General features: G+C 68.9%; 7 protein-coding genes and 1 tRNA gene. 1 reads left to right on the top strand and 7 read right to left on the bottom strand.

All coding sequences use genetic code 11. From position 1 onward, the window contains the following. Positions 1 to 120: 120 nt before the first annotated feature. From DDE13_RS14855 to DDE13_RS14880, 5 genes are all read right to left on the bottom strand, one after another. The gene (locus tag DDE13_RS14855) at positions 121 to 1,326 is read right to left on the bottom strand and encodes a Gfo/Idh/MocA family protein (protein WP_111405077.1); all 1,206 of its coding nucleotides are present in this window, start codon (positions 1,324 to 1,326) and stop codon (positions 121 to 123) included. A 125-nt stretch (positions 1,327 to 1,451) separates the two neighbouring features. Beyond that, complete coding sequence (locus tag DDE13_RS14860) at positions 1,452 to 2,027, bottom strand: VanZ family protein (protein WP_162631034.1); 576 nt, start codon at positions 2,025 to 2,027, stop codon at positions 1,452 to 1,454. Beyond that, positions 2,024 to 2,530: an acyltransferase gene (locus tag DDE13_RS14870; RefSeq protein ID WP_111405078.1), complete on the bottom strand. Its 507-nt coding sequence runs from the start codon at positions 2,528 to 2,530 to the stop codon at positions 2,024 to 2,026. The genes DDE13_RS14860 and DDE13_RS14870 overlap by 4 nt, the downstream gene beginning before the upstream one ends. Before the next feature lie 150 nt (positions 2,531 to 2,680). Then, on the bottom strand, positions 2,681 to 4,393 hold the full coding sequence (locus DDE13_RS14875) for a bifunctional sulfate adenylyltransferase/adenylylsulfate kinase (protein WP_111405079.1): 1,713 nt from the start codon (positions 4,391 to 4,393) through the stop codon (positions 2,681 to 2,683). 124 nt (positions 4,394 to 4,517) lie between these two features. Then, a complete protein-coding gene (locus tag DDE13_RS14880) occupies positions 4,518 to 6,932 on the bottom strand; it encodes a M10 family metallopeptidase (protein WP_111405080.1) in 2,415 nt (804 codons plus the stop codon). Between the two features lie 239 nt (positions 6,933 to 7,171). Between DDE13_RS14880 and DDE13_RS14885 the strand changes: the two genes are divergently transcribed. Further along, positions 7,172 to 7,261 (top strand) — tRNA-Ser (locus tag DDE13_RS14885). Positions 7,262 to 7,483: 222 nt separating this feature from the next. On the opposite strand, the gene DDE13_RS14890 is transcribed toward DDE13_RS14885, so the two are convergent. After that, positions 7,484 to 10,864, bottom strand: coding sequence for a rhamnan synthesis F family protein (locus tag DDE13_RS14890; RefSeq protein WP_111405081.1), 3,381 nt, complete (start codon positions 10,862 to 10,864; stop codon positions 7,484 to 7,486). A gap of 63 nt (positions 10,865 to 10,927) precedes the next feature. After that, on the bottom strand, positions 10,928 to 12,457 hold the full coding sequence (locus DDE13_RS14895; protein WP_111405082.1) for a glycosyltransferase family 2 protein: 1,530 nt from the start codon (positions 12,455 to 12,457) through the stop codon (positions 10,928 to 10,930). Positions 12,458 to 12,468: the final 11 nt, after the last annotated feature.

Genomic DNA, 12,468 nt, shown 5'->3' on the forward strand with positions numbered 1-12,468 from the left:
CCACGGCGACGGCGGGGGTGCCCGCCTCGCGGCAGGCCACGGCGAAGCGCGCGGCGATGGCGCCGGTCCCGACGATGCCCCATCCCCGCAGCGCCACGGGCGGCGGCGTGCCGTCCCGCGTCATTTCTTCACGAGCCCGATCAGGCGTTCGGCCACCGGAATCAGCCGGTCCTCGAGCACGGAGGACCGCCCCGCCTGCGCGGCGATGGCCAGCGGGGCGTGGTCCTCCAGCCGGCTCTGCACCTCGTAGACCGCGCGGCGGGTATCCGCCTGGTGGATCGCCAGGGCGACCTCGTTGAAATGGACGCAGAAATCCATCGGCAGGCGGCTGGTGCGCCCGTCGCGCGCGGCGCTGACCATCTCGATCGGGCCGCGGATGAAATCCATCGCCGCCGATCCGGTCTTGGGCAGCGGCACCGGCGATTTCGCCACCGGCAGCCGGGTGCGCCACGGCGTGAGCAGGAACTTGCGCCGGATCCGCAGCCAGCGCCGATAGCTCACGGGGCTGTCGTAGAACCAGGAATCCTCGACCTCGAGCGTCCCCGCATCGCCGAAGACCTGCAGCCGGTGATCCTTGGGCGCCACCACGCCGCAGGTCAGCCGGGCGGTCATGCCGCTGTCGAATTCCAGGCAGGCGACGGTGAAATCGGGGCTTTCCCTGCGGCCCTCGGGCACGGGCTTGCCGGGATGGCACAGCGCCCCGAAGGCATGCACGGCGCGGACGGACCCGAACAGCGCGATCAGCCAGGTCAGGTAATAGCCGGCATGTTCCAGCGTGCAGCCGACCGCGAACTCGTCCTCGAAGGGCCAGGGCGCGCCGGACGGGTTGATCCAGGTCTCGTAGGGGGTCCGGGCGATGAAATTGTCGTCCATCTCGGCATAGGCCAGCAGCGGGCGGCCGACATGGCCCGCCTGCAGCCCGTCGCGGGTGGCGGCGAAGACCTCGGACAGGTGGTTGCAGGGGGCGGAGGCCAGCGCCAGCCCCTTGTCCCGCGCAAGGTCGCGCAGGGCGAAGATGTCCGGCACCTCCATGGCGAGCGGCTTTTCCGAGTAGACCGGGAAACCGCGCGTCAGCGCATCACGGGTGACCGCGTAATGGCTGTCCGGATTGGTGAGGTTGAGAACCGCGTCCACCGCCAGCCCGTCATAGAACGCGTCCGCGTCGTCGGTGGCGGGCACGTTCCAGTAAGCGGTGAAGCGCCGGGCATTGTCCGCGCTGCGGTCGTACCCGCGCACGATCTCCACATCGGGATGGTTCGCCGCCGTGCGCATGTAGTAATCGGCCACGTATCCACACCCGACGACGGCAAAGCGTATCTTGTTCATGGCGTGTTACCCGGCGAAGACCAGTTACAGGGACGATCGGCAAACTGCAGGTCCATGCCTAGGTCAGGGCGCCTGTCCCGTCAACGCGCACATGGCCGCCGCGTCCCGTGCGCCGGGACGGGCCTTCAGGTGCCGCGCACCCCGCCCCGTGCAAGGACGCGCCGGACCAGCACGAAGCCCGACAGCACGCCCGTCATGTTCAGGATCAGGTCATCCACGTTGAACTGGCGGTAGGGGCAGGGAAACAGCCCCCAGACCCCGGTGAGCTGGGTCAGCTCGACCGACAGGGTCAGGCCCGCGCCGAACAGCGCGGCGGTCCGCAACCGGCGCACGTGCCGGGCCAGCGCCGCGCCGATGATCGCGCAGATCACGACATTCATGACCACCGCGGCGAGCGTCTTGTTGGTGAGCCAGCCCCGCAGCCCCACGCCCCTGTCGTGCAGCATGGCGACGGTATCGAGGAAATGGAACGGGCGCAGCTGCGGTTCGGCACGCGCCAGCGGGCAGTCCATGACGGCCGGGTCCGGAAAGGGATGCTGGGTCAGGAAGACGAAGAAGGCCGTGGCCATGATCGCGGGCGCCGCGTGCCAGGCGGCGCGGACGCGCCCGAACCCGGCCAGCCCCCCGACGGCCAGGCCGGTGGCGAGGGCCGCGTAGACGAAGGCGAGGCCGAAGAAGTGGACAAACCACCCGAGCGTCACGCCAGACCGGCCTCGACCAGCTTGCTTTCGGTCTCGTCGGCGGTGAGGAACCGGCCATAGGGGCCGACCTCGATGTTTTCCTTCAGGATCTTCGCCGGATTGCCGCCCACGGCGCAGCGCGGCGGGATCGACTTGGTTACCACCGACCCGGCCCCGATGACGCAATTGTCGCCGATCTCCACCCCCGGCAGGATCATGCTGCGCCCGCCGATGAAGCAGTTCCGCCCGATGCGGGTGTGCAGGTACAGGCCCCGCGTGCGGTCATGGGTCATGATCCGCGCCTCGAAGGCGATGGAGGTGTTTTCCCCCACATGCACGCCCACGGGAAAGGTCCGGTCGAGCTTGGCCGACATCGCCACGCGCACCGACGGGTGGATGTCCATGCCCCAGACCCGGACGAGGTAGTTGCGTTTCAGCGCGATCAGGATGTTGCGCATCCACAGGATCTTGCTCAGCCCGCGCTTTTTCGTCTTGAGAAGCTTCTTGGGGGGGTCGGATGTCATCTCGTTACCAGCATACAGGGCCACCTCGGTTCCCGCGGGAACCTCCGTCTGGTTACCCCAGGGACGGTCTTCAGGTCCAGTGACATTGTCCGGACCCAGCAGCGGCACGGGCACGGTCCGGGCGCGGGGCACCCGGACCGGGCCAACCCGTCAGGATCCGGCGCCGATCAGCCCCAGGCTCTCGAGCTTCAGCAGCACCTGCTGCGCGCAGTAATCCACGTCGGTCCCTTCGGTGTCGAGCCGCAGTTCGGGATGTTCAGGCACGTCGTAAGGGTCCGAGATCCCCGTGAATTCCTTGATCTTGCCTTCACGTGCCAGCTTGTAGAGCCCCTTGCGGTCGCGCCGTTCGCATTCCTCGATCGAGGTCGCCACATGGACCTCCACGAAGGCGCCGTAGCTTTCGATCATCTCGCGCACCTGCGCGCGGGTCGCGGCATAGGGGGCGATGGGCGCGCAGATGGCGATGCCGCCGTTCTTGGTGATTTCCGACGCGACATAGCCGATCCGGCGGATGTTGATGTCGCGGTGTTCCTTGGAGAACCCCAGCTCCGAGCTGAGGTGCTTGCGCACCACGTCGCCATCCAGAAGCGTGGTCGGCCGGCCGCCCATTTCCATCAGCTTGACCATCAGCGCGTTGGCGATGGTGGACTTGCCCGACCCCGAAAAGCCCGTGAAGAACACGGTGAAGCCCTGCTGGTCGCGCGGCGGCGAGGTGCGGCGCAACTCCTTCACCACGGCGGGGAAGGAGAACCAGTCGGGGATTTCCAGCCCTTCGCGCAGGCGGCGGCGCAATTCCGTGCCCGAGATGTTCAGGACCGTCACGCCCTCCTCGATCTCGTCGGCGGGTTCGTATTGCGCGCGTTCCTGCACGTAGACCATGTGCTTGAACGGCACCATCTCGACGCCGATCTCGGATTCGTATTGGCGGAACAGGTCCTGCGCGTCGTAGGGGCCGTAGAAATCCTCGCCCGCGGAATTCTTGCCGGGGCCCGCGTGATCGCGGCCGACGATGAAATGGGTGACCCCGTGGTTGCGGCGGATCAGCCCGTGCCACACGGCTTCGCGCGGACCCGCCATGCGCATCGCCAGGTTCAGCAGCGACATCGTGGTGGTGGCCGCCGGGTACTGGTCGAGCACCGCCTCGTAGCAGCGCACGCGGGTGAAATGGTCCACGTCGCCGGGCTTCGTCAGCCCCACGACCGGGTGGATCAGCAGGTTGGCCTGCGCTTCCTTCGCGGCGCGGAAGGTCAGTTCCTGATGCGCGCGGTGCAGCGGGTTGCGGGTCTGGAAGGCCACGACCTTGCGCCAGCCGAGCTTGCGGAAATAGGCGCGCAGCTCATTCGGGGTGTCGCGCCGGGCGCGGAAATCGTAATGCACCGGGGCCTGCAGGCCGGTGACCGGCCCGCCGAGATAGACCGGCCCCGCGCTGCGGTGCAGATAGGCCACCGCCGGATGCGCCATGTCGTCGGCGCCGAAGACCTTTTCGGCCTCGCGCGTCTTGTCCGGGGTCCAGCGGTCGGTGACGTTCATCACCGCGAGGATCACGCCCTCGGGGTCGCGCAGGGCGATGTCGGTGCCCGGTTCGATCGTGTCGGCGAATTTTTCGCTGACATCCAGCGTGATCGGCATCGGCCAGAGCGTGCCGTCCGCGAGCCGCATCTCGTCGACCACGCCGTCGTAATCGGCCTGCCCCAGGAACCCCTTGAGCGGGCTGAACCCGCCGTTCATCAGCAGTTCGAGATCGCACATCTGGCGCGCGGTGAGATCCCAGCTGGGCATCTCGCCCGCTTCGATCTTCAGCTTCTGGGCGCTGTCATACGACACGTAGAGTTCGGGGATCGGGGCATGCGGGGACTGAACCATGGGACTGACTTTCAACTGGACTGGGTCGCCGTGCCCATAGCAACACGCCCGGACATCGGCAAAGCGGCAAAAGGATACCCCGGCCGGCCAGTGTCCTGCGGGCAACGTCGGCCGGGCCGGCGGGTCAGGCGATGTCGTAGGGGTCGTGGAACGCCAGGTCCAGCACCCGGCCGGGGGCGGCGGCCAGCGCCAGTTCCGTGCCGCCCGCCCCGTTCGACCGCGCCGTCAGAAGGCCGCTGTCGATGGCCGCAGACAGGTCCGCGTCGCTCTTGATCCAGATCGACCCGGCGGCCTGCGACAGGCGCAGCACGTCGCCCCCGGCAAAGTCGAGATCCAGAACCGTGTCGCGCTCCGCGTCCGCGCGCGCGACGTTCCACACGAAATGGTCCGGACCGGCGCCGCCATACATCACGTCGTCGCCCGTGCCCTCGCGCAGGCGGGTGAAGCCATCGTCGCCGATCAGGACCGCACCGCCGCCGGGGGATTTCACCTCGTCGTCGCCCGCCACCGCCTCGATCACCGCGCGCCCCGCCGCCGTGTAGGCCGCCACCGCCTCGGCCAGAAGGCTCTCGGGCGTGGTCGAGATGTCGGGCGTGTCCGGCGCGGCCGGGCCGCTGTCGGGATGGACGTGGAACGCCAGGTCCAGCACCCGGCCGGGGGCGGCGGCCAGCGCCAGTTCCGTGCCGCCCGCCCCGTTCGACCGCGCCGTCAGAAGGCCGCTGTCGATGGCCGCAGACAGGTCCGCGTCGCTCTTGATCCAGATCGACCCGGCGGCCTGCGACAGGCGCAGCACGTCGCCCCCGGCAAAGTCGAGATCCAGAACCGTGTCGCGCTCCGCGTCCGCGCGCGCGACGTTCCACACGAAATGGTCCGGACCGGCGCCGCCATACATCACGTCGTCGCCCGTGCCCTCGCGCAGGCGGGTGAAGCCATCGTCGCCGATCAGGACCGCACCGCCGCCGGGGGATTTCACCTCGTCGTCGCCCGCCACCGCCTCGATCACCGCGCGCCCCGCCGCCGTGTAGGCCGCCACCGCCTCGGCCAGAAGGCTCTCGGGCGTGGTCGAGGTGTCGGGCGTGTCCGGCGTGTCGGGATTGCCGCTGGCGCTGAACGCCAGGACCAGGTCCGGGCCGTCCGGCGTGACCGACACCGTGTCGAATGCCGGGTCGAGCCCGTCGAACGCCACGCGGGCAACCGTCGCGCCCATGGTCAGGGTCAGCAGCCCCGCCGACAGCGTGGCCGTCAGCGTGTCGGGCTGCGCGTCCCGCACCTGCACCCGGTCCTGCGCGGCGTCGAAGCCCATGACCGTGTCGCCGTCGAGCCCCGCAAGCCTGTCGATCACCGTGTCCGCGCCGGCACCCAGCACCAGCCGGTCCGCGCCAGCCCCCCCGGTGAAGCTGTTGGCACCGTCCGCGCTGGCCAGCACGTTGGCCGCCGCGTTGCCGATCAGCACGTCGTCGCCGGACCCGGTGGTCAGGTTCTCGATCAGCGATCGCGTGTCGCCGTCATGCAGCAGGGACATGTAGATGTTGAACCCGGCATGGGTGCCGCTGGCCAGCCGCGCCGCCTGGAAATTGCCGTCGGTGTCGAAACGGATGCCGCGGCCGGGGGTCAGGTCGGCATGCATGCTGGTGGTGTACTGCGCAAGGTCGATATGGTCGGTGCCGTCCCCGTCCCACAGGGTGCGGAACACGCGGTTCCCGCCCGGTGTGCCCTGGGACATGCCGTCGACGAACATCTCGCCCGTGGCGGTGCTGACCGTGTAGGTCGTGTCGCCCGCCAGCGTGGTGTAGTCCGCGCCGTAGATCTCCTGGATCATGGCGATGTCGAGCATCATGGGCGTCTGCGGGTAGCCCCAGCTTTCGATCGTGTAGGCGCCGACCGCTCCGCCCGGGTAGGAGCGATAGGACATGATCGAGAACTCGACCGCGTCATAGGCGGGATCGAGCACCGCCGTGCCGCCGCCCGACACCTGGTGGGGGTGCTTCAGCCCCAGCGCGTGGCCGAATTCGTGCATGCCCGTGGCATGGGCATAGCTGCCGATGATGGGCCCGCTCCCGCCCGCCAGCGCATCGAGGAACCACTGGCCCGTGTTGAACCAGATGTCGCCATTGGCGGCCTGGCCGCCCGGGTAATACGCCCAGGCCGTGGAGGGGAGGCCCGACGCGCCCACGTTGATCTCGGCCATGGTGCCGGCCGGGGCCTCGACGATGCCGAGCGCGGTCACCGCGTCCCATTCTGCGAACCCGTCGCGCAGGCTGTCGCGTCCGAATTCCGACAGGGTCAGCCGCGATCCGGGTTCGTCATAGGGCGAGTAGTAGGACAGTCCGCCCGTGAACCCGTCGGCCGTGTCGGGAAAGCCGTAGCGGATCGTGTCCTGCGTCCAGTGCTGGCTGCTGTCCAGCGCCAGCGCATCCGCGAGGGTCGGCGGCGGGGCCGCGCGCACCGCGACACCGGACGCGCCATCGGGATCGGAGACCTGGCTGTCGGCCAGCACCGCGTCGCAATTGCATTTCGGGATGAAGCAGAGATCACACATGGGGGCACTCGTTATATCGGTGAAGGGCACGCTTGTTCGCGGGACGACGCTTCAGCGCCGGGAATATTCCACACACATCCCCGGCGCGTGGTTAACATACCGTTCACATATGTCAAAGGCACGTGCGATTTCGCACGCGCCCGCCCCCCGCGAACCGGCAAGAGACTGCCGATGGCGCACGGGCCTTCCGCCGCACCCGGCCCTTGCCCGCGGCGGCGTCACGCTTTAGGCCCGATCCCGGAGCCGTGGCAGAGTGGTCGATTGCGGCGGTCTTGAAAACCGTTGAGCCCTAGCGGGTTCCGTGGGTTCGAATCCCACCGGCTCCGCCACGCCATCGCAGCATGCTGACAAGATTTGATCCCCGGGGCTCCCCCGCATGGAGCCCGGCATCGGGAAAATGCCCGGACGGCCGCGTCATGCCCGTCGGCGCGGATGCCGCGGGCATGACCTGCAGGTGCCCCCTGGACCCGGATGGGAAAGAAGCCGGCCCGGTTCGGCAACGCCTTCGGCAGCTTGTTCATGGCCACGCGCTGCGCCACGGGGACACCCGCTCAGCGCGAGATCCCGGGCGTATGGGTGACCGCCGTCGTCCAGCCCTTCAGCACGGGCACGATGCCGAAAAGCCGTTCGAGCGCGTGCAGCATGGTGCCGTCGTTGGGTGCCGGTTCGTTCGGATAGTCGGACCATGCCAGGCCCAGATCGACGAAGGGTTCGAGTGCTGCATTGCGCATCCAGAACATCGTGCCGATGGGAAAATTGAACGCATCCGGCAGGGACCCGAAACCCATGCGCCGCGCTAGGTCTTGGGCATGGCCGAGATTCCTGGTCCAGCCCATCAGGGTGGGATCGTCGGGATAGACGACACCGATGCCGCTATCGCCCTGCATCGCGTGAAGAACCCGGTCCATCATCGGTCCGGCCTTCCCGCCCCCCAGGACGCCGGAATACAGGAATTCCACCCAGGCCCTGACCGTCTCGGCGTTCTCGACATGCGCGCTCTTCTTCGTGTGGACATGGCCGATCACCTCGTAGTCGCGCACCAGTTCCGGCCCGAAACGCGTCAGCAGCGGACCGATGTCGCGCCCCGCATTCGGCACGACCGACACGTCGGCGACCGTGCCGGAATAGCCGGCGAGATGGCGCCTGGCGGCGCGCGCGCCCGCGGCATCGGCAACGCTCACGTAAAGGTCGGGGCGCGTGAGGTTGCCGTCCAGGCGCCGCACCACGTCCTGCAACTGGTCGGTGTAATACGCATGGACATGCAGCGCGCTGCGCTGCGGCGCCGGACCGCCCACCGCCGCCGCGGAACCGCCCCGGATGACCTGCGCCATCCAGGTGCCTTCGGGGCGCCCACGCCTGAGGAACTCGGCATAGGAATCCGCATGCGCGGGCACTGCGTCGGCCATGTGGCGAGCGAAGACATACGGGTGAAAGCCGGGTTCCGGCTTGCGTGCCCAGACGCCTTTCCGGGCGCTTGCGAGATACTGGCGGACCGCGGCCTCCGGCGGCATCTTCGCTGCGGCCCCGGCGACGCAGAAGAAGTCCGGGTCGAAGCGGCCGCTGTCCAGGATCGTGGCCGCTTCGGTGTCGAAATCGGGGCTGTCCGACAGGGCGAGCGCCTCGATCCGACCGGCGTACCCGTCGAAATCGAACGCCGTGGCCGCATGGGCGCGGGTCCTTTCGGCAATATCCGCGCGAAGCTTCTCCGAACCCGCAAAGGCGACGAGTTTCGAGGCCATGTCCCGCGTGTCGAGATACGGCGCGACGCAGTGTTCCGACAGGCCTGCCTCGGTAAGCGTGTCGGCAATCCCGGTCGTCCGCGCGAAGCAGAAGACCGGAAGCCCCGTGCACATGGCGTCGATCGCCACGTTGGGTAGCGGATCCAGCCTGCTCGCGACCAGGAAGGCATCTGCGAGCCCGTAGACCGTTTCGATCTCGGGCGTTTCGGGCAGCATGAGAACCCGGTCGGCAATTCCGGCCCGCATCATCTGGTCCTGGAGATAGACCGAGTAGCCGCTGTCACGCTTGGGGTCGTATCCCGCCCCGATCCAGACGAACAGGGCATCGCGGGTCTCGGGCGCCTGCAGGACACGCATCGCCGTGTCGATGAAGAGATCCACGCCCTTCCGGATCTGCACGTACCCCGCACCGATCACGATGAACTTGCGCGACGACAGGCCCTCGGGGCGCAGAAGGCTTCGCAGCCGGTCCCGCTCGGCCCTGCTTTCGACGGGCAGGCCGGGCTGCGCGGGAACCCGGCACTTGCCCTGCGGGATGACATGCGTGTCCACGGACCGTGTGAGATGGTTCGCATCGACGGCGTTCTCGAGGGTGAGACGGGTGGAGAACACGGTCTTGTCCGCCCAGAACATCGCCTCAGCGAAGGCATTTCCGGGCAGGGTATACGATGCGAACTCGTGCAGCAGGGCCACGCTCGGGATGCCGCGCGCCTTCAGGGGGGCCAGCATGTGGCGCGACTCGATCGAGTTGACGACCGCGAAGGCGAAGCCTGCCTCCGGGAGGATGTCGTCCAGCACGCGCGTGTAGAATGGCCCGCCATCCGTCGGCCTTTCGGCTTCCCGGACCGCGACCGAATGGGCCGCGAAATCGTCCAGCAGGCCCCCGCCGCGCAGACACAGCGTGGTCACGTTGTATCGCTGCGACAGGGACTGCACCAGGTTCAGGGTCAGGATCGGCGCGCCGGTCCGGCTGGCATCGTGGCTCACGATCAGGATGTCGGGCCTGTCCGGCTTGCGTGCCGCGCGTCCGGCGTAATGGGTCGTGAAATTGCTCGCCGTCGCAACCGGCAGGTAGACGGCGCCGGAGCCGCGGACGGACAGGGCCGCAGGATCGACGAGCGACCGGTTCGGATCACGCTTCGCGCCGCTTCGCCCGAGACGGCGCGCCATGCGCGCGGGCAGCGGCGGGCTTGCCTTCGACAGCCCGGTCAGAACCCTGAACCGGAGGAAATCCCAAAAGGTCCTCAGCGGCCGCCGGCGGGCGCGCGCCAGATCGGCATTGGCCTGCCGCAGTTCCGCCGCGACCTGTCCGAGCTGCCCGGCGAGATCCCGGGTCCGCGCCGTGAGTTCGGTCACGACGCCGCCGGCCTCGTCCAGTTCGATCTGGATCGCGTCATTCTCGGTCGCTAGCGTCTCGGCCTGCGCGTGCAGATCCGCGGCGGCGCGCCGGGCCTCGGCCAGTTCGGCCTCCAGCGCCTGACGGTCGGCGCGGGCGCGAAACCGTTCCGCGGCGATGCCGCCGGCAAGCTGGAAGAAATCCTCCACCACGCCCGGCCCGCCCCCGGCCCCGGAAAGACCGACGAGTTCCGTCAGTTCCGGCGGCACGCCGTCGCCGCGAAAGAGCACGCCCAGCCCGTGACCGTGGCTGAAATTGAACGAAGGATGGCGCGCGGCCAGTTCCGCCCAGTACCGGTGCACGCCGAACCCACGCTCGCGCACCATCGTGTCATGGAACAGCACCACGGCCCGGTCGCTCAGTTTCGGGATCCAGATCTCGTGGTCTTCCTTCACGTCGTCGTAGAAATGCCGCCCGTCGACATGCAGCAGATCGACCGACCCGTCCGCGATGTCGGCACGCGCCTCTGCGAAGGTCTTCCGGAGAAGGGTACTGAAATGCGCGTATTTCCGGTTCTCGGCCACGACGGATTCGAAGACATGCGCGCCGTACCGGCCTGAATGCTCCTCGCCGACCCATGTGTCGACAGCGACGCATTGCGTGTCGAGACCTGCCTGCGCGACCGCCTCGCACATCGCGAAATAGGAATAGCCGTAATGCGTCCCCAGCTCGACGATCCGGCGCGGCCGCAGCTTTTTCACGAGCCACATGGCGAACGGGCCGTGCTCCAGCCATGCGGGGGTTTCCAGCTTGTGGAAGCTGGGATCCGTGATCTCGGTCTGAAGGAAACTTGCCATATGCGTTCTGTCCAGTCGGGCTCTTGAATTGGTTGTCGTCTGTCCTGAAAGGCGCCGCCCCCGTCAGGCGAGCAGCAGCGCGTGATCGACCTTGCGCGACAGGTGGGCCGAATAGAACGGGTCCTGTGCGAAGAGGTCCGGATGCAGGGCGATGGCGCGGGCGCGTTCGGCGCGGTGCCGGTCGCGTTTCGCCCGGTCGGTATCCTTGCCGCGGCTGCGGCTTTCGTGGTGGACGAACAGGGGGGACGCCACGCAGACATTGCGATGGCCCGCGGCCATGAGATCGGCGCAGAACACGACATCGTTGTAGGACACGGCGAGATCCTCGCGCAGCCCGCCCACCGCGTCGAACGCGGCCCGCGTGACGGCAAGGCAGGCGGCGGTCACGGCGGTGACGGACCGGTCCACGGCGGCAAGGTGATTGTAACCGGGATCGTCCGCACGCAGCCCGACGAAGACATGCTGCGCCCCGCCGCGGATGCCGAGCGCGACACCCGCATGCTGCACGTCGCCATCGGGATAGAGCAGCTTGCAGCCCACGGCGCCGATGCCCGGCCGCAGCGCGTGCGCCGCCAGGGTCCGCAGCCAGCCCGGGTCGCGTGCGGTCGTGTCGTTGTTCAGCAGCACCAGCAGGTCGCCCCGCGCCGCGCGGGCGCCCGCGTTGTTCAGCCGTGCGAAATTGAACGCGCCGTCGTCGCGCAGCAGCGTGATCTGCCCCGCCGCCGCCAGCGCGCCGAGTTCCGCCAGCGTCTCCGGATCGTCCGATCCGTTGTCGATGACGAGGATCTCCATCCGGTCGCGGGGCCAGTCGGTGCCGCGCAGCGACGCAAGGCACGGACCGAGCAGGTCCCAGGCGTTCCGCGTCGGGATCAGGATCGACACGACGGGCAGCGGGTCCGGCAGGTTCGGCACGCCCATGGGGAGCGGTCGCGGCGGTGCGCAGACCGCCACCGGCGCCGCGCAATGGACCAGCCGGTCCGCGGGAATGCCATCGGCGACGTGCACCATGGCCGCCTGCAGCGTCGCGCCGCCGCGCAGCGCGGCCAGCAGCGCGGCGCTGCCCGGCGCGTCCTTCGCCACGGCCACCAGCCCATGCAGCAGCAGGCCCTGTGCCACCAGCAGCGGATCGGGTCGGGGGGCCTTCAGCCAGTGCCCGGCCACACGCCCGTCCGCATCCGCGCAGATCGCGTCGCCGTAGGCGACCGCGGCATCAGGGCTGTCCGCCAGCGCACCGGTCAGCCGGGCCATGCCGCCGGCGATCGCGGCCGCATCCCGGTCGCGCAGGACCATGGCGCCCGTCTGCCGGTCCTGCGCGATGACCGCCCGGGGACAGGTTTCGGCGCCGTCCCATGGCGGATCGACCGCCACGTGGCCGTCTGTCACGGGGATGCCCTGCACATCCGTCAGCCAGTTCACCAGAAGACGCTGCCGGACGCTTGCCTGCCAGGGGTCCGGCAGCCCTGCGCGCGGCGCGCCGCTCGTGCGCAGGAACAGGCGGGACAGGAGCGTGTGCCCATGCCCGCCGCGCGGCACGATCCGCGCCACGACCGCCGCGCGCAGGCGCCGGGCAACGGGGTGGCGCGTCTGTGGCATCGTGTCTCTCC

It is taken from the genome of Meridianimarinicoccus zhengii (assembly GCF_003254465.1).
Classification (GTDB): Bacteria; Pseudomonadota; Alphaproteobacteria; order Rhodobacterales; family Rhodobacteraceae; genus Meridianimarinicoccus; species Meridianimarinicoccus zhengii.